At 71.8% G+C, this 25,015-nt stretch carries 20 protein-coding genes; 5 read left to right on the plus strand and 15 right to left on the minus strand.

Annotated features, from left to right (window positions below; all coding sequences use genetic code 11):
- The first annotated feature begins 55 nt into the window (after positions 1 to 55).
- Entirely contained in the window at positions 56 to 430 is a 375-nt protein-coding gene (locus ACWGJM_RS04685) for a cupin domain-containing protein (protein WP_453410203.1), read from the plus strand.
- On the opposite strand, the gene ACWGJM_RS04690 is transcribed toward ACWGJM_RS04685, so the two are convergent.
- The 9 genes from ACWGJM_RS04690 to ACWGJM_RS04730 all read right to left on the minus strand — a co-directional run bounded on the left by ACWGJM_RS04690 (position 408) and on the right by ACWGJM_RS04730 (position 13,202).
- On the minus strand, positions 408 to 1,436 hold the full coding sequence (locus ACWGJM_RS04690; protein WP_453410204.1) for a DNA polymerase Y family protein: 1,029 nt from the start codon (positions 1,434 to 1,436) through the stop codon (positions 408 to 410). The two genes, ACWGJM_RS04685 and ACWGJM_RS04690, sit on opposite strands and share 23 nt — an antisense overlap.
- Positions 1,433 to 4,885 carry a DNA polymerase III subunit alpha gene (locus ACWGJM_RS04695; RefSeq protein ID WP_453410205.1) on the minus strand — a complete coding sequence of 1,151 codons (3,453 nt, stop codon included), beginning with the start codon at positions 4,883 to 4,885 and terminating at the stop codon, positions 1,433 to 1,435. The genes ACWGJM_RS04690 and ACWGJM_RS04695 overlap by 4 nt, the downstream gene beginning before the upstream one ends.
- Positions 4,886 to 5,097: 212 nt before the next feature.
- Positions 5,098 to 6,177 carry a S1 family peptidase gene (locus tag ACWGJM_RS04700; protein WP_453410206.1) on the minus strand — a complete coding sequence of 360 codons (1,080 nt, stop codon included), beginning with the start codon at positions 6,175 to 6,177 and terminating at the stop codon, positions 5,098 to 5,100.
- Between the two features lie 328 nt (positions 6,178 to 6,505).
- Positions 6,506 to 7,405, minus strand: a complete 900-nt coding sequence (locus ACWGJM_RS04705; protein WP_453410207.1) for a S1 family peptidase — start codon at positions 7,403 to 7,405, stop codon at positions 6,506 to 6,508.
- 259 nt (positions 7,406 to 7,664) lie between these two features.
- Complete coding sequence (locus ACWGJM_RS04710) at positions 7,665 to 8,447, minus strand: DUF1684 domain-containing protein (protein ID WP_453410208.1); 783 nt, start codon at positions 8,445 to 8,447, stop codon at positions 7,665 to 7,667.
- A 43-nt stretch (positions 8,448 to 8,490) separates the two neighbouring features.
- Positions 8,491 to 9,396, minus strand: coding sequence for an LLM class flavin-dependent oxidoreductase (locus ACWGJM_RS04715; protein ID WP_453410209.1), 906 nt, complete (start codon positions 9,394 to 9,396; stop codon positions 8,491 to 8,493).
- A gap of 48 nt (positions 9,397 to 9,444) precedes the next feature.
- On the minus strand, positions 9,445 to 10,215 hold the full coding sequence (locus ACWGJM_RS04720) for an amino acid ABC transporter ATP-binding protein (protein WP_453410210.1): 771 nt from the start codon (positions 10,213 to 10,215) through the stop codon (positions 9,445 to 9,447).
- Between the two features lie 333 nt (positions 10,216 to 10,548).
- On the minus strand, positions 10,549 to 12,312 hold the full coding sequence (locus ACWGJM_RS04725; RefSeq protein ID WP_453410211.1) for an FAD/NAD(P)-binding protein: 1,764 nt from the start codon (positions 12,310 to 12,312) through the stop codon (positions 10,549 to 10,551).
- The gene (locus ACWGJM_RS04730; protein WP_453410212.1) at positions 12,309 to 13,202 is read right to left on the minus strand and encodes an amino acid ABC transporter permease; all 894 of its coding nucleotides are present in this window, start codon (positions 13,200 to 13,202) and stop codon (positions 12,309 to 12,311) included. Before ACWGJM_RS04730 ends, ACWGJM_RS04725 begins: the two co-directional genes overlap by 4 nt.
- A gap of 404 nt (positions 13,203 to 13,606) precedes the next feature.
- Between ACWGJM_RS04730 and ACWGJM_RS04735 the strand changes: the two genes are divergently transcribed.
- Complete coding sequence (locus ACWGJM_RS04735; RefSeq protein WP_453410213.1) at positions 13,607 to 14,542, plus strand: transporter substrate-binding domain-containing protein; 936 nt, start codon at positions 13,607 to 13,609, stop codon at positions 14,540 to 14,542.
- Between the two features lie 7 nt (positions 14,543 to 14,549).
- Here the strand turns inward: ACWGJM_RS04735 and ACWGJM_RS04740 are convergent, their stop codons facing one another.
- Positions 14,550 to 15,722, minus strand: a complete 1,173-nt coding sequence (locus ACWGJM_RS04740; protein WP_453410214.1) for a DUF5685 family protein — start codon at positions 15,720 to 15,722, stop codon at positions 14,550 to 14,552.
- A gap of 311 nt (positions 15,723 to 16,033) precedes the next feature.
- Here ACWGJM_RS04740 and ACWGJM_RS04745 point away from each other — a divergent pair, with 311 nt between their 5' ends.
- On the plus strand, positions 16,034 to 16,471 hold the full coding sequence (locus ACWGJM_RS04745) for a cell division protein SepF (protein ID WP_453410215.1): 438 nt from the start codon (positions 16,034 to 16,036) through the stop codon (positions 16,469 to 16,471).
- 37 nt (positions 16,472 to 16,508) lie between these two features.
- Here the strand turns inward: ACWGJM_RS04745 and ACWGJM_RS04750 are convergent, their stop codons facing one another.
- Entirely contained in the window at positions 16,509 to 17,699 is a 1,191-nt protein-coding gene (locus tag ACWGJM_RS04750) for an acyl-CoA dehydrogenase family protein (RefSeq protein ID WP_453410216.1), read from the minus strand.
- A gap of 302 nt (positions 17,700 to 18,001) precedes the next feature.
- Entirely contained in the window at positions 18,002 to 19,603 is a 1,602-nt protein-coding gene (locus ACWGJM_RS04755) for an MFS transporter (protein ID WP_453410217.1), read from the minus strand.
- Between the two features lie 261 nt (positions 19,604 to 19,864).
- Here ACWGJM_RS04755 and ACWGJM_RS04760 point away from each other — a divergent pair, with 261 nt between their 5' ends.
- Both ACWGJM_RS04760 and ACWGJM_RS04765 read left to right on the plus strand, forming a co-directional pair.
- Positions 19,865 to 21,109, plus strand: coding sequence for a mannosyltransferase family protein (locus ACWGJM_RS04760; protein ID WP_453410218.1), 1,245 nt, complete (start codon positions 19,865 to 19,867; stop codon positions 21,107 to 21,109).
- Positions 21,110 to 21,347: 238 nt separating this feature from the next.
- A complete protein-coding gene (locus ACWGJM_RS04765; protein ID WP_453410219.1) occupies positions 21,348 to 22,370 on the plus strand; it encodes a phosphatase PAP2 family protein in 1,023 nt (340 codons plus the stop codon).
- Positions 22,371 to 22,486: 116 nt separating this feature from the next.
- Here ACWGJM_RS04765 and ACWGJM_RS04770 read toward each other — a convergent pair whose 3' ends face one another.
- From ACWGJM_RS04770 to ACWGJM_RS04780, 3 genes are all read right to left on the minus strand, one after another.
- Positions 22,487 to 22,702 carry an I78 family peptidase inhibitor gene (locus ACWGJM_RS04770; RefSeq protein ID WP_361440382.1) on the minus strand — a complete coding sequence of 72 codons (216 nt, stop codon included), beginning with the start codon at positions 22,700 to 22,702 and terminating at the stop codon, positions 22,487 to 22,489.
- Positions 22,703 to 22,938: 236 nt separating this feature from the next.
- The gene (locus ACWGJM_RS04775) at positions 22,939 to 23,970 is read right to left on the minus strand and encodes a helix-turn-helix transcriptional regulator (RefSeq protein WP_453410220.1); all 1,032 of its coding nucleotides are present in this window, start codon (positions 23,968 to 23,970) and stop codon (positions 22,939 to 22,941) included.
- Positions 23,971 to 24,058: 88 nt separating this feature from the next.
- A complete protein-coding gene (locus ACWGJM_RS04780) occupies positions 24,059 to 24,730 on the minus strand; it encodes a transglycosylase family protein (RefSeq protein ID WP_453410221.1) in 672 nt (223 codons plus the stop codon).
- Between the last annotated feature and the right edge of the window lie 285 nt (positions 24,731 to 25,015).

Consider the following 25,015-nt stretch of genomic DNA (forward strand, 5'->3'; position numbering starts at 1 on the left):
TCAAGCTACTTGACCAGTTTCGATCCAGCCGACCCAGAGGATTCAGAGGACACCCATGCCCGTCATCCGCTCGTCCGAGGCCACCACCCACGAGATCCACGGTGCCCGCTTCGTCTCGTACGCCACCCCGCTCACCGGCGCCGAGGAGCTGTGCGCCTGGCGGGGAGAGATACCCGCGGGGACGAAGGCCCCGGCCCACACCGTCAACCGCGAGGAGATCTTCCACCTGCTCATCGGCGAACTGCTCATCACACTCGACGGCCGCACCGAGCGGATCACGGCCGGCGACACCGCGATCGTCAACCCCGGCGCCACCCTCGCCGTCGAGAACCCCACCGATCACACCGCGATCTCCTGGGTCACCACCTCCGTCGGTCTGGAGGCCGAGCTGGCCGACGGCACCCGCATCACGCCGCCGTGGGCCAACTGACCGCCAGCGCCCCCGGCATCACGGCCCGGGGTCCGAACTTGGCTCGCGCGCGGTCCGCGACCTCCTCGATGCGGCGGACCTTCTCGTCCACGGGATCGAAGGTCAGCTGGTAGGGAGCCTGGCCGGCGGGGGTGAGGCCCTCGGCGCGCAGGGTGAGGGAGCGGACCCTGGCGCGTTGGAGGCCGAGGGACTCGTACATGCCATAAGCCGTCCTGGTCAGCGCCGCGGAGTGCGCGGTCGGCTCCTTGAGGGTGCGGCTGCGGGTCGTCGAGTTGGGGGTCCCCCCGCTCGAGCCTGTTCGAGAGTGGGGGAGGCCGGCGTAGCGCACGGTGAGGGTCAGGGTGTGGCAGACCTTCTCCACGGCGCGCAGCCGGGCGCCCAGTTCGTCGGCGGCGGACAGGAGCGCCCCGCGGTGGCGGACGGGGTCCAGTTCGTCCAGCCGGAAGGGGCGTTCGGCGGCCAGTGACCGGGAGACCGCGTTCGGGACCACCCGGCCGCGGTCGATCCCGTTCGCCTTCTCGTGCAGGTCGCGGCCCGCCTTGGCACCGACCAGCCGCTGGAGCGTGGACAGGGGTGCGGCGGCGACCCGGCCCAGGGTGTCGAGGCCGTACTCGCACAGGGTGCGGGCGGTGGCGGCGCCGACGCCGGGGAGCGCGGCCACGGGGCGGTCGGCGAGGAACTCCCTGATGGCGTCCTGGTCCGCGGGGACCGCGCGGGTCGTCCCGGGCCGTGCGTCGCGCAGTGCCATGCGGGCCAGCAGCGGGCCCGGCCCGGCGCCGATCACACAGTCGACGCCGTACAGCGCGAGGGCCCGGACCCGGATCACCGCCGCCAGCTCGACGGCGGCGCGCCCGAAGTAGCGCTCCGCGCCGCGCAGATCGGCGAGGGCGCCGTCCGGAGGCAGGGCCTCGACGACCGGAGTGAACTCCTCGAGGAGGCCGAGCAGCTCCGGCAGGGCCGCCTCGTGCGTCGGCGGCAGCTGGAAACGTACGCAGAGAATCGTCATCCCGCACTCCCCGGACTCTGGTGCCACAGCTTCTTCCCACCCGCCGGGCCCTCGCCCGCGGGACGCAGATCGGCCCAGGGGTGCATCTCGTACCCCGTGGGCATGCGGATCGTCCGGCCCTCGGCCGAGTCCCCCCGCCGCTGGGGAACGGGTTCCGCCAGCCGTGCCGCCACCTCGTCGAGGCCGCCCTCGGCACGCAGTTCGACCAGCTCGGCCAGGTTCCAGGCCGCCGAGCCCACCACGCTGAGGCTGCGCGGGCCGCGCCGCTGCACCACTCCACGCACCAGCAGCAGCCAGGAGTGGAAGACGGTGTGCGCGCAGGCGTCGTGGGAGTCGTCGAAGAAGGCCAGGTCGACCAGGCCCGTGCCGTCGTCCAGCGTGGTGAAGATGACCCGCTTGCCGGACCGGATCGGCGGGGTCTGGGTGGCCGCCTTGGCGCCCGCGACCAGCACCGTCTCGCCGTGCCGCGCCTCGCGCAGCCGGCGTGCCGAGACCACGCCCAGCTCCTGGAGGAACTCCTGGTGGTCGTCCATCAGGTTGCGCGAGGCGTCCATGGACAGCACGCCCAGCTCGGCGCTGAGCCGTTCCTCCGAGGTGAGGTCGGGCAGCCCGGCCGGGGCGGTCTTCCGCCCGCCGGCCAGCGGCAGTTGGCCGCCGCCCGCGCCCCGGGCGCCCCGGTGCAGCTCGGACAGGTGCAGTTGCAGGTCGCGGCGGTTGGCGCCGAAGGCGTCCAGCGCGCCGACCTGGGCCAGCCGCTGGGCCAGCGGCCGGCTCGGGCGGGCCCGTTCCCAGAAGTCCAGCAGCGAGGCGTACGGCTGCCCGTCGGCGATCCGCTTCGCCTCGGCCTCGCTGATGCCGTGCACGTCGGAGAGGGCCAACCGCAGCCCCCACACCCCTGATTCAGACACCAGTTCGATCCGGTGTGCGACCCCCGACACGTTCACGTCCAACGGCAGCACCGGCACCCCGCGCCGCCGCGCGTCCGCCAGCAGCAGCCGCTTGGGGTACATCCCGGGGTCGTGCGTGAGCAGCCCCGCGTAGAAGGCGGCCGGGTGATGCGCCTTCAGCCAGGCCGACTGGTAGGTCGGTACGGCGAAGGCGACCGCGTGCGCCTTGCAGAAGCCGTAGGAGCCGAAGGCCTCGATGATCTCCCAAGTCCGCTGAATCGTTTCCGCGTCATAGCCGTTCGCCGCCGCGTGCTGCGCGAACCAGAACCTGATCCGCCCCTGCGACTCCGGATCCGACAGCCCGCGCCGCACCCGGTCCGCCTCGCCGCGCCCGCAGCCGGTCATGATGTCGACGATGTCGATGATCTGCTCGTGGAAGACGACGACCCCGTACGTCTCCTTCAGCGGCCGCTCCAGGTCGCGGTGCGGATAGCGGATGGGCGCCCGCCCGTGCCGGGCCTCGATGAACGGCCGCACCATGTCGGCGGCGACCGGACCGGGCCGGAAGAGGGAGATGTCGACGACGAGATCGTGAAAGGTCGCCGGCTGGAGGCGTCCCACCAGGTCCCGCTGGCCCGGCGACTCGATCTGGAAACAGCCCAGCGTCTCGGCGGAACGGATAAGCCGGTACGTCGCCGGGTCGCCGGGCGGCACTCCGTCCAGGTCCACCTCGGCGCCCGTCGCCCGCTTCACCTCCGCGACCGCGTGAGCCATCGCCGACTGCATCCGCACGCCCAGCACGTCCAGTTTGAGCAGGCCGAGGTCCTCCACGTCGTCCTTGTCGAACTGCGACATGGGGAAGCCCTCGCCGCTGGTCGGCATGACCGGGGTGCGGGCCAGCAGGGAGGCGTCGGAGAGGAGCACCCCACAGGGGTGCATGGCGACTCCGCGCGGGAGGGCGTCGAGGGCCTCGACCAGTTCCCAGAGCCGTCCGTACTTCTCCCCTTCCCGTTGGCACTCCCCTGCCAGTTCCCTGAGCTCGGGCAGTTCGTCGAGGGCCGCGCGGGCGTCGCGTGCCCGGATGTGCGGGAAGGACTTGGCGACGCGGTCGATCTCGGCCGGGTCCATGGACAGGGCCGCGCCCACGTCCCGGATCGCGTGGCGGACCCGGTACGTCTCCGGCATCGCGACCGTCGCGACCCGCTCGCCGCCGAACCGGTCGATGATCGCCCGGTAGACCTCCAGCCGGCGCGCGGACTCCACGTCGATGTCGATGTCCGGCAGCACGACCCGCTCCTTGGACAGGAAGCGTTCCATCAGCAGCCCGTGCTCGACCGGATCGGCGTGCGCGATGCCGAGCAGGTGGTTGACCAGGGAGCCCGCGCCGGAACCGCGCGCGGCGACCCGGATGCCCATCTCCCTCACGTCGTCCACCACTCGGGCGACGGTCAGGAAGTACGAGGCGAACCCGTGGTGGGCGATGATGTCCAGCTCCCGGTGCATCCGCTCCCAGTAGGCGCGCCGGGTGCCGTAGCCGCGCAGCACCATGCCCGCCGCCGCCCGCGAGGCCAGCGCCCGCTGGGCGGTGCGGCGGCCGGCGCCGACCAGGTGCGGCTCGGGGAAGTGGACGGTGCCGATGCCGAGGTCGTCCTCGGGGTCGACCAGGCACTCCGCGGCCGTCGCCCGGGTCTGCTCCAGCAGGCGGTGGGCTGCCTCGCGCCGGTAGCCCGCGGCCTCCACGACCCGCTCGGCCACACGCAGCATCGCCTCCGCGTCCTTCAGCCAGGCCTCACCGGAGTCCAGCTCCTTGGTGGGGTCGACGGGGACCAGGCGGCGGGCGGCGTCCAGAACGTCGGCGACCGGACCCTGGCCGGGGTCGGCGTACCGGACGGCGTTGCTGAGCACCGGCCGGATCCGCTGCTCGGCGGCGAAGCCGACGGTGCGGGCGGCCAGGCGCAGGGAACCGGGACCGGTGCCCTCGCGGCCGTGCCAGACGGCCTCCAGGCGCAGGGCGTCGCCGTAGACCTCGCGCCAGGGCACGAGGAGCTTCACGGCCCGGTCGGGACGGCCCGCGGCGAGGGCGCGGCCGACGTCGGAGGCAGGGCCGAGCAGGACGGTCAGACCGTCGGCGTGGTTGTCGGACCAGGGCAGCAGCGGGGTGCCCTCGGCGGTGTGGGCGGCGGTGACCAGCCGGCACAGGTCGGCCCAGCCACGGGCCCCGTCCCGGGCGAGGAAGGTCACGCGGGGTGTCGACTCGTCGATGAAGGCACCGCCGCGGACGGGGGTACGGCGGCGCTCCGTCGACACGGCAGTGTCTCGGCGCTCGGCGCTGTCCCGCCCCTCAGGCTCCCCCACCGCGAGCTCCGCGCCGAACAGCGGGCGGACGCCCGCCTTGGCGCAGGCCTTGGCGAAGCGGACCGTGCCGGCGAGGGTGTCGCGGTCGGTGAGGGCGAGGGCGTCCATGCCCCGCTCGGAGGCGCGCTCGGCCAGCCGCTCGGGGTGCGATGCGCCGTAGCGCAGGGAGAACCCGGAGACGGTGTGCAGATGCGTGAAACCCGGCACACGCACCTCCCGCCCTCGTGAGCCCCGACCGGCTCTCGAACATCAGTTCCCTACTCTCACCCCCACCATACCCCCATCCCCGAACAAGTGTGCGACATACGTTCCGGCGCGTCCCACCTGCGCAAACACGGAAAGTCCCGCCCCTCGCGCGTGGGGCGGGACTTCCGGAGGCCGTGCGCTCGGCGGATCAGCCGATCCGGTGCGCTCGGGGATCAGCCGATCTGGGCGCCCGTGGCCGACAGCGCCTCCGTGACCGGCTGGAAGAACGTCTCGCCGCCGGCGGTGCAGTCGCCGCTGCCGCCGGAGGTCAGGCCGATCGCATTGCTGCCCGAGAAGAGCGAGCCGCCGCTGTCACCGGGCTCGGCGCACACGTCGGTCTGGATGAGGCCGCTGACGGTGCCCTCCGAGTAGTTCACCGTGGCGTTCAGACCGGTGACCGTGCCGGAGTGCACCTGGGTGGTCGAGCCGCTGCGGGTGACCTTCATGCCGACGGTGGCCTCGGCCGCGGCGGTGATCCGCTGGGCGGAGCCGTTGTAGAGGTCGACCTCGCTCGGGTGGTCGGTGCCCGAGGTGTACTTCACCAGGCCGTAGTCGTTGCCCGGGAAGCTGGACTGCTCGTTCTTCCCGATCACGGCGCCGGAGGAGTCCGACCAGGTCGAGATGGCATCGGTGCAGTGCCCCGCGGTCAGGAAGTACGGCTGCCCGTCCTTGACCACGTTGAAGCCGAGCGAGCAGCGCCCGCCCGAGCCGGTGATCGCCTCGCCGCCCGCCAGGAAGGGCTTGTACTCCCCGGCGTTTCGCTTGAGTTCGGCCGTGCCGCCGAGTCCGTCGACCACCTTGGTGAGCTTGGCCCACTGCGCCCCGGAGACCGTCCTGTCGGCCGTGACGACGACCTTGTCGCTGACCGGGTCGGTGGCCCAGGAGGTGCCGGGGATGGTGGCGTCCTGCTTCAGCGTCGTGCGGGCGCCGTCGAGTTCGGCGAGGGAGTTCGCGACGACTCTGGCCTTGGCGCCGGCCGCCTCGACGGTTTTGGCGGCGGTCTCGTCGAGCACGTTCACGACGAGACTCTTCGCCTTCGCGTCGTAGTAGGTGCCCGCGGCGTCGGCGCCGAGGTCGCCGACGAGCGTGGTGGCGAGCTTTCCGGCCGCCGGGGCCGAAAGGGTCTGCGGCGCAGCGGTCTTCGCGGGCTCGCTGGCGTTCGCACTCTGGAAGGTGACTCCCGCGGCGACCAGTGCGGCGACACCCGCACCTGCCACGACCGCCCGCCGCCCGGGTATGCGTCGGTGCTTCAACTCACGTCCTCCTGTGGGGGGTCGGTCCGGGGGTCGTGGGGAACCCGCGGACCGGAAGGCTGGTTGACGGGCGCCTACTCTTCCGAACCGCACAGGGAGCACACAAGGTCGACTTCAGGACGCGCGTACCAAGGCGCCGCGCGCCCCCTTCCTCCTTGACCGCCGACGGCCGCCCAGAGGAATTCGCACTGCAAACACTACGCGCGAGTAACCTTCAGCGGACAGTGACATCAAGCCGTGGCTTGTTTTCGCCCCCGCCGCGCAAGGAAAAGCCCCCGCACGCGGGTTCGCGCGCGGGGGCTCTCCCGGAGCCGACCCGGAGGGATCGTCAGCCGACGCTCACGCCGTAGGCGCTCAGCGCCTCGGTGACCGGCTGGAAGAAGGTCGTACCGCCGGAGGTGCAGTCGCCGCTGCCGCCGGAGGTCAGACCGTAGGCCACGGAACCCCCGTACAGCGGGCCGCCGCTGTCGCCGCCCTCGGCGCAGACCGTGGTCTGGATCAGGCCGGAGACGATGTCACCGCTGCCGTAGTTGACGGTGGCGTTCAGTGCGGTGACCCGGCCGCTGTGGGTGCCGGTGGTGGAGCCGCGGCGGTACACCGTCGTACCCACGGACGGCGTGGCCGCGCTGGAGATGGTCTGGCTGCCGACCGAGCTCGGGTGCGCGATCGAGGAGTTGGTGTAGCGGACCAGCGCGTAGTCGTTGCCCGGGAAGCTGTAGCTGACGTTCGTGCCCAGGGTCGTGGTGTGACCGGAGTTGCTGTACCAGGTCGAGGCGACCTCACCGCAGTGGCCCGCGGTCAGGAAGTAGTACGTGCTCCCGCTGTGCACGTTGAAGCCGAGCGAGCAGCGGTAGGAGCCGCCGTAGATGGCGTCGCCGCCGGTGATCAGCTTGTTGAACTTGCCCGCGGTGTGCTTGATGGTCAGGGCACCGGCGTTGGCACCCGCCTGCCGCTCGATCTTGGCGATCTCGGCCTTGGAGACGGTGTTGTCGACGGTGACGACGACCCGGTTGGTCTTGCTGTCGACGGCCCAGGCCGTGCCGGGGATGTCCGCCTTGAGCACGGAACCGCTCACCGTGCTGAGCTGTGCGGTGCTGAAGGTCTGGGCGTCGCTCGCGCTCGCGGTGGGGACGGCGAAAGCGGCCGCGGCCACGAAGCCGGTGGACACGGCGATCAGCCGGGTCCGTCTCGCGATGGGGCTGCGCGGGGTGTTGCGCTTGATCCTCACTTTTCGTTCCCTCCCAGGGGAAGTCGGGGGCCCGCGTGGGGTCGGGGCCCGTGAGGCGCAGCCAGGGAGTGTCAACACCCGGATTTCGGGCATGCCGTGCCCCTGACAAGCGCTGTGGGGGAGTATTCGGCCGAACGGCCGGTAGGCGCAAGGGCGCCTTTCGGCCGTGCGGCTGTGTGCGATCCGTGTCGTCTGTGTGTGTTCTTGATGCGATTCAGGTGATTGACGCCCTGCCAGTTCCCCCCGGAGGGCGGCGGATTCAGAGCAGTCGCCGCTCCCCCGCCTCGACGGCGGCCTCCAGCGTGTTCCCCGGTGGCGGGAGCGGGCACAGGAAGTGGTCGGCGAAGGCGCACGGCGGCAGCACGGCCCGGTTGAAGTCGACGGTGGTGCGGCCGTCGGCGTCGGGTGCGGCCGGGTACAGGAACCGGAACCGGTAACTGGTGTCGCCGCTGGTGGCGTCGGCGAACACCGCCCACAGCGCACCGCTCGCCTGCCGCGCCACCTGGAGCGTCGACTCCCGCCCGTCCAGGGCGAAGGCGAGCTCACCGGCGAGACCGAGCCCGCGCTCGACCCCGTCCGCGGCCGCGACCCGGACGGTGCGCGTCCCGTCGTACGGTGTGAAGCGCCCGGGCGCCGACCAGCGCGGGTCGTACGAGGTGGCCTCGATGCCCCGGAAGCTTCGGCGGCCCTCGGCGTCCGGGTCGTAGTCCCGGACTCCCCAGACTCCTTCCCGTATCAGCACGACCAGCCGCCGCCCGCCGAGCGCGACCCGGGACGACTCCTCCGGCCCGCCGTCGGCGGCCAGGCGTATCGCGCCGGAGAAGGGCCGGCCGTCCACGGTGAGGCCGTCGGCCCCGGTGGCGGTGAGCAGCACCGCGTCACCGTCCACGGCCCAGGTGCCGGGGATGTCCGGAAGTCGCCCCTCCGGATAATCCTCGATCCAGTGCGTGCCGATGAGCGCGAGCGGCCCGTAGGGCGCGGACACCGCGTCCACACGGTCCGCGTGCCACCTCTTCCAGCCGTCGGATGCGTCCGTCGTCATGTGCTCAAACCTTCCATATGCTGATCAACAATTCCATGTGGGTTCAGCCATTCCATACCGGGCTGGACCGCACCGGACGGGCGGGCCGGGCCAGGCCCAGGTGCTCCCGGAGCGTGCTGCCCGGGTAGAAGGTGCGGAACAGGCCGCGGTGCTGGAGCAGCGCGACGGTGCCGTTGACGAGCCGCTCCAGGTCACGGCGCGGTTCGGCCGGGGTGAGGTGGAAACCGTCGGCGACGCCGTCCGCGTGCCAGGCGGCGATCAGCTCCGCGAGGTCGACGGGGCCACCCCGGTACAGCGGGCCCCGCACGGTCTGCCGGGGGCCGCCCCCGCCGTGGCCCGGCTCGGCCGCGTGCTCGCCGTCGCCGAGGTCGACGATCAGGCCGGCCAGGACCCGGAGGCTGCCCGGGTCCCGCCCGGACTCGGCGGCCGACGCCCGCAGCCGGTCCCGTACGGCCGCGACCTGCCTGGGGTCGGCGGCGCGGACCAGGGCGACGTCGGCGTGCCGGGCCGCGGTCGCCACGGCGGGCCCCTCGGTGGCGTCGACCACCCGGACGGGGTGGCCCTGCGGGGACCCGGGCGCGCTGTCCCACAACCGTGCGGCCGTCTCGGCCACTTCGCCCTCGTCTGGCGAGACGTCGATCCGCCAGCCCGCCCGGCCGCGGCTGACCCGGTCGAGGGCGGCGACGGCGTCCCGCACGTGGAAGGGCTCGGTGTGCGTGGCCGCGACGGTCGGGACCAGGCCGATCCGGTGGGTGGCGGGCGCCACCCGGGACAGCACGGCGAACGCGTCCGGGTCGGGGCGGGCGAAGGTGTCGTCGAGGGTGACGAAGTCGAGCCCGCCGCTCTCGGCGAGCCGGGCCAGCTCCACATGGGAACCGGCGTCGTACGTCGACGGCAGGTCGACGGCGGCGGCCAGGTGCAGCAGCGCCCGGCCGTGCGATGAGCTCATGTGGCGGGACCCTTTCTCGGGGACCTGGGGGCTTGTGGAGGCCCCGGATCAGAGGACCTTGGAGAGGAACGCCCGTGTCCGCTCGTGCCGCGGCCGGTCGAGTACGTCGGCAGGTGTGCCCTGCTCGACGATCCGGCCGCCGTCCATGAAGACGACGGTGTCGGCGACCTCGCGGGCGAAGCCGATCTCGTGCGTGACGACGATCATCGTGGTGCCCTGGGCGGCCAGGTCCTTGATGACGGCGAGGACTTCGCCGACCAGCTCGGGGTCGAGCGCGGAGGTCGGTTCGTCGAAGAGCAGCAGCTTCGGCTCCAGGGCGAGCGCGCGGGCGATGGCCACCCGCTGCTGCTGACCACCCGACAGCTGCTTGGGGTAGGAGTCGGCCTTGTCGGCCAGTCCCACCCGGGCGAGCAGCCGGCCGGCCTGCTCCACCGCCTGCCCGCGGGGCCGCTTCAGCGCGGAGACCGGCGCCTCGATGACGTTCTCCAGCACGGTGAGGTGGGGGAAGAGGTTGAAGTTCTGGAAGACGAAGCCGATCCGGGTGCGCTGCCTGAGGACCTCGCGCTCGGGCAGCTCGTGCAGCTTGTCGCCGGACCGCCGGTAGCCGATCAGGGCGCCGTCCACGCTGATCGTGCCCCGGTCCACCTTCTCCAGGTGGTTGATGGTGCGCAGCAGCGTCGACTTGCCGGAGCCGGAGGGCCCGAGCACGACGGTGACCTCGCCGGCGCGCACCCGCAGGTCAATGCCCTTCAGGACTTCGAGCGAGCCGAAGCTCTTGTGGACGGACCTGATGTCGACCATGTCGACGATGTCGCTCATCGAAACTCCTTGCGTGGAAACCCAGGCCTTCAAGCCGGGGAGGAAACAGATCCGGGGATCGCCGGTCGCGCAGCGTGCGGATTGCGATACTTCGCGTCGTGTCAGGCGGCGATGACCAAGCCGTCGGGTCTACCGCCGGGCCGGCGGGAAGTCAGGTCTGTGGAGCTTGTGCAAGACCGTGGGCGGCATACCGTCCCTTCGCTGGTAACCCCAGGCGGCAGCGGGCTGTGAAGCAGAAAGCCCGACCCGCGAGGGAAGGAATCCCCGTCGTTCACGGCGATGAGGAGGTCAACGAGTGAATCCCTTGCTGGCGGAAGTTGTGGTGGGCCCGGGTCACGCGGCGGCGGGACGCGCCAGGTCCCGCAGGAAGCCCAGCACGGCCCGGGCGGTGGCGTCGTTCTGCCGGAAGGCGGGCCCGCCGGTGCGCGGCCGGGTGAAGGCACCCGGGGTACGGCCGTCGGTGTAAGGGCCGAGAGCGAAGCGCCGGGGGTGCGGCCGGCCATCCCGGTCGAGGATCCGCCCGTCGCCGGGGTCCACCCGGAGCAGCCCGTCGGGGGTCTCGGCGGCCCCGTCGGCATGCAGTTCGCGCAGCAGGCTGTCGCGGGCCCGGCCGACGGTGGGCTCGGGCAGCCGTGCCTCCACCAGCGCCCGTGCCTCGACCGAGAAGCCGGGCACGGTGGGGCTCGACGCCCGGAACACCCCGTCCTCGGCGGCGACGGTCAGGCCTGCGCCCGCGAACCGGAGCAGTCCCGCCCGGGACAGGGCGAGCATCTGCCGCAGCCGGGGTCCGGGCGGCCCGGAGGCGAGGTAGCTGAAGAAGCCGTGCCACCAGGGGCCGACGGAGCCGAGCCGGATCAGCTGACCGTAGACGGACAGCAGCCCGAGGAAGACCGCCAGGTCGGCGCTGTGCCGGGCGTCGTGCCGTCGGCCCAGGTCGCCCTCGATGTACTCGCGCAGCCCGTCCTGGAACTCCTCGTGCGAGCCGTACCGCACCCCGTCCAGCGGATGGTCGAGCGCGGCGAGGTCCAGCCGGTCGCCGGGGTCCGGTACGGCGGAGGCGACGAGGGCCTCGATGGCGGCGGCGTCCCCCGCGGCGTATTTCTCCTCGAAGTCCCGCCAGGCGATGGCCGTCCGCTCGGGGTGGGCGGTGAACAGCCGGTGGTAGTGGGCGAAGCCGAGCTCCTTCTCGACCAGCGGCCACACGTCCCGGCGGAAGTCGAAGCCCTCCGGCCGCGCGCGCAGTTCACCGACCTCGGCGGGCCCGAAGAAGCGGGGCAGCGGGGGGCGTTCGCCGGTCCAGTCGTAGCCGATCTTCGAGTGGTACGGGACTCCGCGCCGCGAGCCGACGTACAGGACCGGCTCGCGGCCCGAGGGGAGGTAGGCGTCCCCTTCGTACCGCCCGCCGCGTCCCTCCGTGAGCAGCACCATCAGGTCGACGAAGGCGAGCCCGAAGCCCCGGACGAGGACGGGTTCGCCGGGCTTCAGCGCCGTGAGGTCGCTGTCGGCGGTGTAGTCGGGCGGGAGGTGCACCAGGCCGTGCGCACGGGCGTACGCCGTCAGACCGGCCTGTTCCGCGTCGGGTTCGGCGTCGAGGTGGCCGACGGCGAGGACGACGAGATCGGCGAGGAGCGGGCGCGGGCGGCCCTCCAGCCACACCTGCTGGCGGCCCTCGGGCGAGCCGCTGACGCGCAGGGCGCGGCGGGGGTGGTGGTGGACGGTGACGCCCGGCGGCAGGTCGGCCACTGCCTGGTCGTACACCCAGCGCAGGTAGTCGCCCTGGCTCCGGCGGTCCGCGAAGGTGCGTCCGTCCAGGCCCGCCCACTCGTGGAGGGTGGGGCCCTCGCGCACCGGCCCGGCCATCTCCACCGTCTCGTCGGTGAACATGGTGACGTCCTCGGCGTGCGAGTTCATCCACAGCAGCGGGGACTGCGCCGCCCGCCAGACGCGTCCGGCGCCCGGCGGATGCGGGTCGACGAGGTGGATGTCGAGGCCCGCGCCGGCGTACAGCTCGGGCGCGTTGGCGGCGATGCGCTCCAGGAGACCGGTCCCCCGCGGCCCGGCCCCGACGATCACCAGTGCCGGTCTGGACGCACTCATCGGGTGCGCTCCGATCCGCGCGCGTAGTGCTTCTCCAGATAGTGCTGGCCGACGCCGAGCACCGAGGTGACGATGGTGTACCAGATCGTGGCGACCATCAGCAGCGGGATGACCTGGTAGGTGCGGTGGTAGATCAACTGCGCCGAGAACAGCAGGTCGTTGACGGCGATGACGCTGACGATGGAGGTGCCCTTGAGGGTGCCGATCAGCATGTTCCCGGCGGGCGGCACGATGGAGCGCATGGCCTGCGGCAGCACGATCCGCCACCAGCGGCGCCGGCGGCTCAGGCCGAGCGCCTGGGCGGCCTCGATCTGGCCGCGGTCGACGGAGAGGATGCCGCCGCGCTCCCCCACTCTCGGCTTCGCTCGAGCGGGGGGACCCCCATCTTCGGCGGCGTACGCGGCCTCGTGCAGGGTGAGCCCGATGATCGCGACGGCGACCGGGCTGAGCAGGTCGACCGTCCTCACCCCGAGGATGTGCGGGTACAGCGCCCCGATGTTGAACCACAGCAGCAGCTGCACCAGGATCGGGATCGACCGGAACAGCCACACGTAGCCCCAACTCACGGCGCGCAGGACGGGGTTGGCGGAGAGCCGGAACGCGGCGAGCAGGGTGCCCAGGCCGAAGCCGAGGGCCATCACCACCGCGGTCAGCCACAGCGTGAGCCACAGGCCGCGCAGGATGGAGTCGGAGCTGAAGTATGCGGCGACGACGTCCCACTGGAACGCCTCGTTGCGGAGGACCGAGTTGACCGCGAGGCCGAGCAGGGCGAGGACGACGGCGGCGGCCGTCCACTGGCCGAGCCGCCGCTGCGGAACGATCCGCGGGGTGTCGGCCTGCTCCGGTATGTCCGGCGCGGCGGGGACTTTGGCGAGGGTGTCGGAAGACATGGGAAGGCTCCGTGACGCAGATGGAACACGGGTGGATGCCTTCACACGGGCGCGCCGCACGGCGCGCTACGGCCGAGCCCCTCAGCAGGGCCGTGCGTCGACTGTACGGGGCCGTTTCCCCTCACTGTCAAGGCTGTCCATGATGTGAGCGGTACGTCTCAAGTCGGTTGACGGGGAACCGGATGCCTGTTCCACTTGGCCCATGCATCCACAGCAGTGGCTGGTCACCCGCTCCCACATCGACTTCGGTCGTGTGTGGTCCTGTTCCTGTTGAGCCGACCCCACTGCGCGCCCTGATCCCCTGATCGGTCGGGCGTCTTCCGCGTCTCTCCCTCTTCGCCTTCACACGCGCACCCCTCCCCTCGCGCCCCCGCTTGCCTTCCTTTTCCAGGAGACAGCACACGATGCACAGGCCCACGCGTACCCGTAAACGCCATTTCGCACCTTTTGCCCTGATCGCCTCGGCGACGCTGCTCCTCACGGCATGCGGCTCCGGTTCGGGTGACTCCACCGACGCGGTGGGCGCCGCGGCCGAGGCCGACAAGGTCCCCACCACGGACATCGCCTCCGGCATCGGCAAGGACACGTCGGCCGCCGAGCTGCTGCCCTCAGGGGTGAAGAGCCTGACCGTCGCCGTCAGCGTCAACGGCACCCCGCCCGGCACCACCTACCTGGCCGACGGCAAGACCCTGACCGGCCAGGACGTCGACTTCACCAAGGCCGTGGCGAAGGTACTGGGCATCAAGCTCAAGGTGGAGCAGGCGAGCTTCGAGGCCATCCTGCCCGCCCTTGACAGCGGCAAGTACGACTTCGGCGTCACCGACGAACGCCGCAAGACCATCGACTTCGTCACCTATGTCAACGACGGCCAGGGCTTCGCCACCCGCAAGGACAGCAAACTGTCGAAGGTCACCGACCTGAAGCAGCTGTGCGGCCTGAACGTCGCCACCGGCGCCGGCACGACCTTCGAGGCGACACTGGAGGACAACAAGAAGGTCTGCGCCGACGCGGGCAAGAAGGCCTACAACGTGCAGACCTACGCCGAGTCCAGCGCCATCTGGTCCTCCCTCCAGCAGGGGCGCAGCGACATCGTGATGTCCACCATCAACGGCCTGCGCTACGCCGTCGCCCACCAGCAGGGACTGAAGTTCCTCAACGAGTACCACCGGCTCGACGTGGGCTTCGCCTTCAAGAAGGGCACGAAGCTGGCACCGGCCTTCCGGGCCGCGGTGAACAAGCTCATCGCGGACGGCACGTACGGGAAGATCCTGAAGAAGTGGGGTACGACGGGTTCGGCGATCGACCGGTCGCGGATCTCCCCGCCGGAGCTGAGGAACTGAGAGAGCGTCACAGACCGCAGTCGCAGCAGGAGAGACACTCGCAGCACTCGCAGCACTGGCAGGCGTCGCAGCAGTCGCAGCAGTCGCAGTCGCTACAGCAGCCCTCGCGCTTCTTGCGCGACCAGGGGCCCTCGTACTCGTCTGCGCAGCACATCTTGCAGGTGCAGCACAGCCCGAGGGCGGCGGCACAGCCCGCCCAGAAACCCCGCTTCTCCGGGCGCGGCGGCTCACCGCCGAAGGGGTTGCCGTAGGGGTTTCCCGGCACCTGGGGCGCGTGCGGGCCCGGGGGCGGTCCGAAGGAGGCCTCGGGTGCGTGCCCGCAGGACCGGGTGTCGAACGCCCGGTCCACCGAGCGGCGCAGTTCATGCACGAGCAACAGGTGCGCCAGCTTCCCGTCGTCGAACTCGGCCTCGCGCAGGGCGAGCCGGATGCCGTGCAGTGCGTCGTCGGCGAGCCGGCGGGCCTCGGTGAGCGAGGTGCCGGTCGCGGTGAGCGGGTTCCAGGCGCCGGACTCGCTGTCGGCGGCGCGGTCCTCCACGGCGTCCAGGAGGTGGGCCAGCCGTCCGAAGAGCCGGCCGGCCTCGGCGAGCGGTTCGGCGTTGCCCGGCCGCCCGGCCAGCACGGCGGTGTGCGCGAAGGCGGCCGCGGTCGCCGTCTCGGTGGGCTCGGTGACGGCCAGGATCGGCGTTCCCGGGCCCGCGAGGGACTCGATGCCGAGCTGCCGGTCCACGGCGTCGACGAGCACGGCGGTGTCGAACCCGATGTCCGCGCCGGTACGGGCACCCGCGCGTCCCCAGTTGACGGCGACCCGGCGCGCGGCGAGCGCGACCGGCCGCCGGGCCAGCAGTCCGTCGCCGTCGGCGACATGGTCGCGCACCTTGGCCGAGGCCAGCACCAGCGAGACGGCCGCCGCGAGCCGGGCACCCTCACCCTGGGCCACGGAGGCGGTGCGCATCCCGCGCAGCGGACACGGCCCGGCGGTACGCCGCAGACGGCCGCCCTGCCGCGCCTGAGCCTCCGTCAGAACAGATATGAGAAGCCCGTCATAGTTGGTGACTATGCGCGCGAATTGCCCGTGGTCCCCGCGCAATGCGAGGCACAACCCGCACAAATGGGCCAGCCACTCCGTCTTGAGACTTTCACCGAGACGGTGACTACAGGGCCTGACGATTCCGAACACGATGATCCCCCGTGATGTGACGCGACGTTGAGCTGCGGCATCGTATCGACCGACAGTCGGTTCGGAGCAGCCCCCACCCTCACCCGTACGTACCACGCGTCACCCGTACGCCGGTGACAATAATATTTCACTCTCAGTCAGCAGTCGTGTAGAGCAGGACCCTTGGGGCACACGGGCTCTCGACGGATTCGCTGTGCACCAGTACCGTCACAAACCCCCCGCGCGGCGTCTATCCACTTGGCGCGCCGTCCGCATCATGGATGACCATAGGGATGCGGAAGCAACGAAGACCGCTGTGAGAGGAGGCGTCCATGGGATCGGTACGCAAGGCGAGTGCGTGGCTCGGCCTCGTCGACGACAACGATGACGAGCGTTACTACGACGACGACTACTCCGAGGGGAGCGAGCCCGGGGATGCCTGGGTCACCGACCCGCGGGTGAAGGTGGCGACGGACGTCGCCGAGGAGAGGGGCCGCCGGATCGGCACGGTGACCCCGGACAGCTTCCGGGACGCCCGGGCCATCGGCGAGCTGTTCCGGGAAGGGGTACCGGTCATCATGAACCTCACGGCCATGGAGCCCGCCGACGCCAAGCGCGTGGTCGACTTCGCGGCCGGGCTCATCTTCGGCCTGCGCGGCTCCATCGACCGCGTCTCCAACCGGGTGTTCCTGCTGACGCCCGCGGACACCGAGATCGTCAGCGGGGAGGCCAGGTCCCACCGCTCGGACGGCTTCTTCAACCAGAGCTGAGGCAGGGCCGCTCACCGGCCCTGCCCCGCTCCCGGGGTCAGCGGAAGGCGTCGAGCCCGGTGAGCGCCTTGCCCAGCACGAGCTGGTGCATCTCGACGGTGCCCTCGTAGGTGAGCACCGACTCGAGGTTGGTCGCGTGCCGCATCACGGGATATTCGAGCGAGATCCCGTTGGCACCGAGGATCGTCCGCGCCGTCCGGCAGATGTCGATGGCCTCGCGGACGTTGTTGAGCTTGCCGAAGCTGACCTGCTCGGGACGCAGGCGGCCGGCGTCCATGCGCCGCCCCAGGTGGTGGGCGAGCAGAATCCCCTTGTGCAGTTCGACCGCCATGTCGGCGAGTTTGGCCTGGGTGAGCTGGAAGCCCCCGATGGGCCGACCGAACTGCTCCCGTGACTTCGCGTAGTCGACGGCGGCCTCGAAACAGGACCGCGCCGCGCCCATGGCGCCCCAGACGATGCCGTAGCGGGCGTGGGAGAGACAGCTGAGCGGGCCCCCCAGCCCGACGACCTCCGGCAGTACGGCATCGGCGGGCAGCCGCACGTCGTCGAGGACGAGCTCACTCGTGACGCTGGCCCGCAGGGACCACTTGTGCTTGATCTCGGGCGCCGAGAAGCCGGGGGCGTCGGTGGGTACGACGAATCCGCGGATCCCCTCGTCGGTCTGCGCCCAGACCACGGCCACTCCGGCGACGGAGCCGTTGGTGATCCACATCTTCCGGCCGTTCAGCACCCAGTCCCCGCCGTCGCGCTTGGCGTACGTCCGCATGGAGGCGGGGTCCGAGCCGTGGTCGGGCTCGGTGAGCCCGAAGCAGCCGATCACCTCGCCGGCGGCCATACGGGGCAGCCAGGCCTGCTTCTGCTCCTCGCCGCCGAAGCGGTGGATGGCGTACATGGCGAGCGACCCCTGCACCGAGACCAGGGACCTGATCCCCGAGTCGGCGGCCTCGAGCTCCAGGCACGCCAGTCCGTACTGCACGGCGCTCGCCCCGGCGCAGCCGTACCCGGTGAGGGACATCCCGAGCGCCCCGATCCCGCCGAGCTCCCTCGCCAGCTCCCTGATGCCGGGCAGCTCGCCCTTCTCGTACCACTCGGCGACATACGGCAGCACACGGTCCGCGGCCCAGGCACGCACGGTTTCCCGGACGGCCAGATCCTCGGGTTCCAGGAGATCGTCGATGCCGAGCGGGTCGGCCGGGTCGAACGGGGGCAACTTCGAGGACGCGGACATGGACCCTCCGGTAAAACTAGCACCGCTAGCCAGATTTCTGCCCCGACGTTACGACGTACGGCCTGGCCAGTCCACCCCACACTCTCCCACCGGCACACCACCCCGTGCGGGTTGGCTGGGCGGTGGACGTCTCCCGTGGGGGTTCCCCGCCGCCCGCGGCTGACCGTGGCGCCGTGCGACACAACCCGCTCGGGCGAAAGCCGGACTCACCGCGGCAGTCGCCGACGACGAGCAATCCCCACAGGAGAGCCCCACCCCTCAACCAACCCGCACAGGTGGTGCGTGGGTGGGAGACCAAGGCGTCAGGCGGACACGCGGGACCTCTCAGGCTCACGGGGCGCGGGCACCTCACCAGAAACACCCTCGCACTGCATCACCCGCGGCAACCGCAACGCCATCACCGCCCCGAGCAGCAAAAGCCCCGCGCTCACCAGCAAGGTCACGTGCAGCCCGTGCACGAAGGATTCCCGCGCCGCCCTCCGCAGCGCACCCCCCGCGCCCCCGCCCAGCTGCACGGCAACCTCGTACGCCTCCCCCAGCGAATGCCCCGCCGAGGCCGCCGCGGGCGCCGGCACGCCCGGAACGGACGCCAGCCCGGGCGCATACGCCGCGTTCATCACACTGCCGAGCAGCGCGATCCCGATCCCGGCCCCGAGCTGGTAGGAGGTCTCCCCGATCGCCGCGGCCCCACCGGCCTGCTCGGCCGGCGCCTCGCTCAGCATCGACTCGTACGCCCCGAACAGCGTCGTCTCCAGCCCGAATCCCAGCAGCACGAACCCGGCCAGCAGCAGCCCGGTGTTGTCCCGCCCGCCCATCCCGGTCAGCGTCAGCACGGCCGCCGCCGTGAGGCAGAACCCGAAGCACACCATCCGCCGCGGCCCGAACCGCCGCAGCATCCGCGCCCCCGCCAGCCCGGCCGCCATCGCCGCGATGGTCAGCGGCAGCAGCCTGAGGCCGGTCGCGAGCGGCGACAGCCCCAGCACCAACTGGAGGTACTGCGCCGCGATCAGCTCCAGCCCCACCAGCGCGAGCATCGCCAGCACGATGCACCCGACCGCCGTGCTGAACGCCGGCCGCGCGAACATCCGCAGATCCACCAGCGGATACGGCCGCCGCCGCTGACGCCGTACCAAGAGGAACAGCAGCCCCGCGCCCACCACCAGCGGCGCCACCGTGAGCACGTCGGCCACCGGCTCGCCGCCCCCGAGCCGCTTCACCCCCAGCACCACCCCGAACAGCCCGGCGGCCGCCATCAGCGCGCCGACCACGTCCCAGGGACCGTTCCGCTCACCCGTCGACTCGGGCAGCAGCAGCCGCCCGACCGGCAGACTGACCAGCATCAGGGGGATGTTCACCAGGAACACCGAACCCCACCAGAAGTGCTCGAGCAGGAAACCGCCGAGCAGCGGCCCCACCGCCGCCCCCACCGCGGCCACCGCGCTCCAGATGCCGATCGCCAGCGCCCTCTCCCGCCGGTCGGGGAAGACCTGGCGGAGGATGGACAGCGTGGCCGGCATGATCATCGCGCCGCCGACGCCGAGCAGTGCCCGGGCGAGGATCAGCAGCTGTGCGCTCGGCGCGAAGGCCGCGACGGCCGAGGCGACGCCGAACAGCGCGTACCCGAGCAGCAGGATCCGCCGGCGGCCGACCCGGTCGCCGAGCGTGCCGAAGAGGATCAGCAGCGAGGCGCAGGCGAGCGGGTAGACGTCGACGATCCACAGCAGTTCGATGGCGCCGGGCCTGAGGTCCTCTGTGACGGCGGGCACCGCCACGTGCAGCACGGTCGCGTCGAGGGCGACCAGGAGCAGGCTGACGCACAGGACGACGAGGACGACCCAGCGGTTGGCACCGGCCCCGGCCGCCCGACGGCGCAGCGCGGACGCGGCCGTGGTCGTCCCGGACATGCACGTACCTCCCAGAAGTTTCCTCGGGTTCGGCGGGCTCACGGGCTGGGGGTGTCCCGTGACTTCGGCCGGAGGAGCGGTGGGATCTCCGGCCCGCGCATACGAACGCGAGTGACACGTCAGCGTACGCGAGTTCGCTCCGCATACACGTGGCGGACCTCTCACCCTCACCGCGGAAACATGTGGCGTACACCACTTCTCCTTCCCTTGACCGCGCCCCGGTGGGAAGTCCGGTTCCGCGCCGGGCCGATAATCGGGCCCGTGACCGACCTTGCAACGCGCGTGGCACCACCCCGCGTCACACCCCTGCGCCGGGCGGCCCCGGCCCTCCTCGGGTACGCCGCCGTCCGCGCCCTGGGCCTGCTCGTCCTGGTGGCATGGAGCGCGGCGCGCGGCAAGAGCGCGTACACGCTGCTCACCGCCCGCTGGGACGCCCTCTGGTACACGCGGGTCGCCGACCTGGGCTACGGCTACGAGGTGCGGCTGCCCAACGGCGACGTCCACTCCAACCTGGCCTTCTTTCCGCTGCTGCCCTGGCTGGAGCGGCTGCTGCACGCGCTGACCCCGCTGTCGTACGCCGACGCCGGCTTCGTCGTCAGCCTGCTCGCCTCGCTCGCCGCGGCCTGGGGGATCTTCGCGGTGGCGGACCACGGGTACGGCCGGCGCACCGGGGTCTGCGCGGTGCTGCTGTGGGCGGTGCTGCCGGTGGGGATCGTGCAGTCGATGGCGTACAGCGAGTCGCTGTTCACGGCTCTCGCGGCCTGGTCGCTGTACGCCGTGCTGACCGGCCGGTGGGTGACCGCGGGCACGCTGGCGGCGCTGGCCGGGCTGACCCGGCCGGTGGGGCTCGCCGTGGTCGCGGCGGTGTGGACGGCCGGAGTGGTCTCGTTCGTGCGGGATCGGAGCACGGCCGCCACGCACGGCGCACGGAGCGGGGAGCGCGCCTCTGACGCGACGGACGGCGCAGCCGCCACACCGCACTCCCCTCGGCTCACCACCGGCGCACTCGTCGGGTCCCGCGCCCTCGGCATGTTCCTCGCTCCCCTCGGCGCCGCCGCCTATGTCCTCTGGGTCGGCCATCGCACCGGCAGGGGTCCGCTCGGCTATCTGGACGTCCAGGCCGGCTGGCGGAACGGCTTCGACGGCGGATATGCCTTCGCCCGCTTCGTGGCCGACAAGTTCACGTCATTTCCGTCGGCCCTCGCCGGGGCCGGACTGATCATCGGCGTCGGTCTGGTGATCTGGCTGTACCTGATCGGCGTACGGCAGCGCCAACCGCTGCCGCTGCTGGTGTACACGGGCGTCGTCGTCGCGCTCGCCCTGTGCGCGTCGAGCTACTTCGGCTCCAAGCCGCGTCTGTTGCTGCCGGCCTTTCCGCTGCTGCTGCCCCTCGCGACGGCCCTCGCCCGGTCGCGTACGTCCCGATCCGCGCTGGTCACCGGCCTGTTGGCGGTGGCCGCCGCGGTCTACGGGGCGTTCTGGCTGAACGGTTCCGGTCCCCCGTGATCGTTCCGGCCCGTCCGATGAGCACCCGGAGAATTCCACCCCATCACCCGGTGAACGAATTCATAAGCGCTATATAAGTAACACCCGGCATGATCAAAGGAATTGCCGGATACGATCGGAGACGATTGTCGAATCCTCGTAATTGACAGCCCTCCTGAGAGGTTTCCCACATCACATCGTCATCACAAAGCCGCTGATTGGACCGGCTTGAGAGCTCACCCGCTGTAACGTCGATTGGGTGCGTACCGAACGAAAGCTCACCCGTCGTCTGGACCGGGTGTTCGCCAGGCTGGACCGTGAGCCGGAACGGCCGGCCCACATCGATGTGCCGAGGATGAGCCGGCACCGGGTCGTCCTGTTCTCGGCGACCCTGGCCTTCTACCTGGCGATCGTGTGGGCCGTGGTGACCACCTCCTGGCTGGTCCGGCTCGACTGGCAGGTCATGTTCTTCCGGCCGTACCAGCAGTGGTCGGGCATCCACTGGTTCGTCGACTACTACGTGGTGCTCGGCCAGCGCGGCCCCACCGCCGTGATGGTCGCGGCCTGGCTGGGCTGGCGCTCCTGGCGGCAGCACACGCTCCGCCCGCTGATGGCCCTCGGCGCCTCGCTGCTGCTGCTGAACATCACGGTCGGCGCCGCCAAGATCGGCATGGGCCGTCTCGGACCGCACTACGCCACGATCATCGGCTCGAACGAGATGGGTCTGGGCGGCGATATATTCCCCAGCGGCCACACCGCCAACGCGGTGGTGACGTGGGGCATTCTGGCGTATCTGGCCTCCACCCCGAGGGCCCGCCGCTGGTTGTCCGCGATCTCGGCCGTGACCTCGCTCGGCGTCGGGATGGCCACCGTCTATCTCGGTACGCACTGGCTGAGCGACGTGCTGCTGGGCTGGGCCGCGGGGCTGCTGATCCTGCTGGCGCTGCCGTGGTGCGAGCCGACGATCGCCCGGACCGAGGCTGCCCTGTTCGACCTGCGCGACCGCTGGCGCGCCCGCCTCGGCCGTACCGCGCCCGCGCCGATCCCGGTCACCCCGGTGGCGCTCAAGCCGCGCACCGCGCCCGCCGAGCGGGCGGCTCCGGCCCGCGAGCCGGTCTCCTCGGCCCACTCGCCCCGGACCCCGGTCCACCGGACGCCGAGTCCGCACGCCGCCCGTTCGGAGCGCCCCCCGGTCACCCCGGCGGGCAACCGCCGCCCGCCGCACCCGGAGCGCGTCCCGCGCGGTGCGGCCCCGGCGGCCCGCCCCGTCACGGGCGGCTGACCGCCGGCGAAGCAGCGGGGCCGGTACGCACAGCCACCCCCGTTGAGCGAAGGCCCCGGGTCCTGTCCGCAGGACCCAAGGCCTTCGCCGTGCCGCTCGCGGGCTCGGAGTGGCTCTCAGCCCTTCCAGGCGCGAGCCACCCGGCCGTCGCGCACCTCGAAGTTCAGCCGTCCCGCCCGGTACTCCATCGTGATGATCGCGCCCGGCGGCAGCGACCGCACCGTCGACCACCCCCTCTCGCGCGCGAGTCGCTCGGCACGCGCCGCGTCGAGGCCGACGTACCCTTCCGGACTGTCCTGGGGCTCCGCTGACGGAGTGGGAATCGGTGCCATACGGCCACGCTAGCCGCGCGTCCCTTCCCCGTCACACTTCTGTCACAGGATCACGACGCCCGATTCGGCCGAACTCCGTCACGCGAACGGGGGTTTCCGCACGGCTTACCGGGGTAATCGAACGAAATTCCCGCGCGCCGGTCCGGCGTGTCGAATAGCCCGGCACAGCCCGGTGGAAACTTCCGTTCCATTCCGATTCCAGGCACTGCCGCACAAGCTGACACCGCATAGGAAATTCACTGATCCGGCACAGAACACCCGCGCGGAGCAACCTCTCCCAGAGCCCGTGAGAGCCGGTCGCGGGCCGATCTGATGGCCTCGGTGAGGCCTGCGGGCTCCAGCACCTCGAAGTCGAAGCCGAGCATCATCACGTGCACCACCATCACGTCCAGGTTCGCGGCGCCGGCGCGCAGGACGCAGGCGTCCGCCCCGTCGGGCTCGAGCGTCCCGGCGGACGGCGAGATCCGCTGGGCGGCCTCCGCCAGGGGCGCCAGCAGCCGGACGGCGGCCTGCGCGGCGTACGCGCGCGTGGAGACCCCGCGGGAGACGTAGGCGGCGAGGTCCTCGGCGGGCGGCTCGCGCGGGATGAAGCGCGGGCCGTGCGGCGGCCTGGGCGTGATGCGGTCGACGCGGAAGGTCCGCCAGTCGGCGCGGTCGAGGTCCCAGGCGACCAGGTACCAGCGGCGCTCGGTACACACCAGGCGGTGCGGCTCGACGGTGCGGCGGCCGGGGGTGCCGGTGGGGGTCCCCCCGCTCGAGTCGGTTCGGGGGTGGGGGAGGGCGCGGTAGTCGAAGCGCAGGCGCTCGGCGTCCCGGCACAGGTTGGCCAGTTCGGTCAGGACGGCCGGGTCGACGGCGGAGGGATGCGGTCCGCGCAGCATCGGCACGGTGAACGCGTTGAGGGCGCCCACCTGGCGGCGCAGCCGGCTCGGCAGCACCTGCTCCAGCTTGGCGAGGGCCCGCACGGAGGTCTCGCCGATGCCCTCGATGCCCTGCCCGGCGGCGGTGCGCAGCCCGACCGCCACGGCCACCGCCTCGTCGTCGTCCAGGAGCAGCGGCGGCAGTTCGGCCCCCGCACCCAGCTGGTAGCCGCCGCCGGTGCCGGGGCTGGCGTTCACGGGGTAGCCCAGCTCTCGCAGCCGGTCCACGTCCCGGCGGACCGTGCGCGGGGTGACGCCGAGCCGTTCGGCCAGTTCGGCGCCGGACCACTCGCGGTGGGCCTGGAGCAGCGAGAGCAGGCGCAGCAGGCGTGCCGAGGTCTCCAACATGGATGCGAGTCTGCCAGCCGATGCGGACAGCCGCTGTCCTCATGCTGGGCTCATGAGGACAGCGGCTGTCGTTCGGTCCGGGGTCGGCTCAGACCTCGAGTCGCTGACCGGGCACGATCAGGTCGGGGTCACCGCCGATGACGGACTTGTTGGCGGCGTAGATCCGCTGCCAGGTGGTCCCGTGCCGCTCGGCGATCCTGCTCAGGGTGTCGCCCTCGCGGACGGTGTAGTTCCCGTGCGACGCGCTGCGGGACGAGCTGCGGTTGGTGTGGCCCGTCGAGCGCTGCGGCTCCTTCGCCGGCTTCGACGGGGCCGACGGGGCCGACTTCGTGGTGGCCGTGGTGCCGGTGGAGGCGGCCGCCGGTGCGGCGCCGGAGGCTCCGGCGCGGGCCGAGCAGACCGGCCAGGCGCCCCAGCCCTGGGCGCTCTGGACCTTGGTGGCGACGGCAATCTGCTGTTCCCTGGAGGCCTGGTCGGCTGTTGGCGCGTAGGCCGTGCCGCCGTACGCGCGCCAGGTCGAGGCGGAGAACTGGAGTCCGCCGTAGTAGCCGTTGCCGGTGCTGATGTGCCAGTTGCCGCCGCTCTCGCACTGGGCGATGCGGTCCCACACTCCGTTGTCCGCCGCGTCGGCGTCGCCGGTCGCGGCCAGCAGTCCGAGCGGGGCGAGCAGCGCCGCCCCGGCGAGGACCGCCGCCGTACGGCCCTTGCGGGCGCTGTCCTTACGAGCGGTGCTACGGGTGGTATCGGCACATTCGGACATGTAATTCCCTCTCCACGGACCCGGGATCCCCCCGAGCGGGACGCGGTTCCGCGTATGGACGCGGTACGCACGCTCCGCCCTGTCCGCCGTGACCGGCGCCGCGGTGGTGCCTGAGCGGCGCGGCCGGCGAACGTTCCCGAGCGGTGCAAGTTGCACACGGCCGAGGAATGTAAGGAGCCCGACCGGGCGGTATCAACCAACTCCGTGTTGTCGCAGGCCAGTTCGACGTTACCGCGGGTATCGTCGATTTTCGGTCACCCACTTCATTCGCTGATTTCCTGATTT

Source organism: Streptomyces sp. NPDC054834, assembly GCF_053611185.1.

Excerpts from the sequence above, each read along its gene's own strand:
- ACWGJM_RS04715 (WP_453410209.1), bottom strand. The coding sequence starts at position 9,396 with ATGAGCTCATCGCACGGCCGGGCGCTGCTGCACCTGGCCGCCGCCGTC.
- ACWGJM_RS04685 (WP_453410203.1), top strand. The coding sequence starts at position 56 with ATGCCCGTCATCCGCTCGTCCGAGGCCACCACCCACGAGATCCACGGT.
- ACWGJM_RS04770 (WP_361440382.1), bottom strand. The coding sequence starts at position 22,702 with ATGGCACCGATTCCCACTCCGTCAGCGGAGCCCCAGGACAGTCCGGAA.
- ACWGJM_RS04690 (WP_453410204.1), bottom strand. The coding sequence starts at position 1,436 with ATGACGATTCTCTGCGTACGTTTCCAGCTGCCGCCGACGCACGAGGCG.
- ACWGJM_RS04775 (WP_453410220.1), bottom strand. The coding sequence starts at position 23,970 with ATGTTGGAGACCTCGGCACGCCTGCTGCGCCTGCTCTCGCTGCTCCAG.
- ACWGJM_RS04730 (WP_453410212.1), bottom strand. The coding sequence starts at position 13,202 with ATGTCTTCCGACACCCTCGCCAAAGTCCCCGCCGCGCCGGACATACCG.
- ACWGJM_RS04780 (WP_453410221.1), bottom strand. The coding sequence starts at position 24,730 with ATGTCCGAATGTGCCGATACCACCCGTAGCACCGCTCGTAAGGACAGC.
- ACWGJM_RS04710 (WP_453410208.1), bottom strand. The coding sequence starts at position 8,447 with ATGACGACGGACGCATCCGACGGCTGGAAGAGGTGGCACGCGGACCGT.
- ACWGJM_RS04750 (WP_453410216.1), bottom strand. The coding sequence starts at position 17,699 with ATGTCCGCGTCCTCGAAGTTGCCCCCGTTCGACCCGGCCGACCCGCTC.
- ACWGJM_RS04720 (WP_453410210.1), bottom strand. The coding sequence starts at position 10,215 with ATGAGCGACATCGTCGACATGGTCGACATCAGGTCCGTCCACAAGAGC.
- ACWGJM_RS04745 (WP_453410215.1), top strand. The coding sequence starts at position 16,034 with ATGGGATCGGTACGCAAGGCGAGTGCGTGGCTCGGCCTCGTCGACGAC.
- ACWGJM_RS04725 (WP_453410211.1), bottom strand. The coding sequence starts at position 12,312 with ATGAGTGCGTCCAGACCGGCACTGGTGATCGTCGGGGCCGGGCCGCGG.
- ACWGJM_RS04735 (WP_453410213.1), top strand. The coding sequence starts at position 13,607 with ATGCACAGGCCCACGCGTACCCGTAAACGCCATTTCGCACCTTTTGCC.
- ACWGJM_RS04755 (WP_453410217.1), bottom strand. The coding sequence starts at position 19,603 with ATGTCCGGGACGACCACGGCCGCGTCCGCGCTGCGCCGTCGGGCGGCC.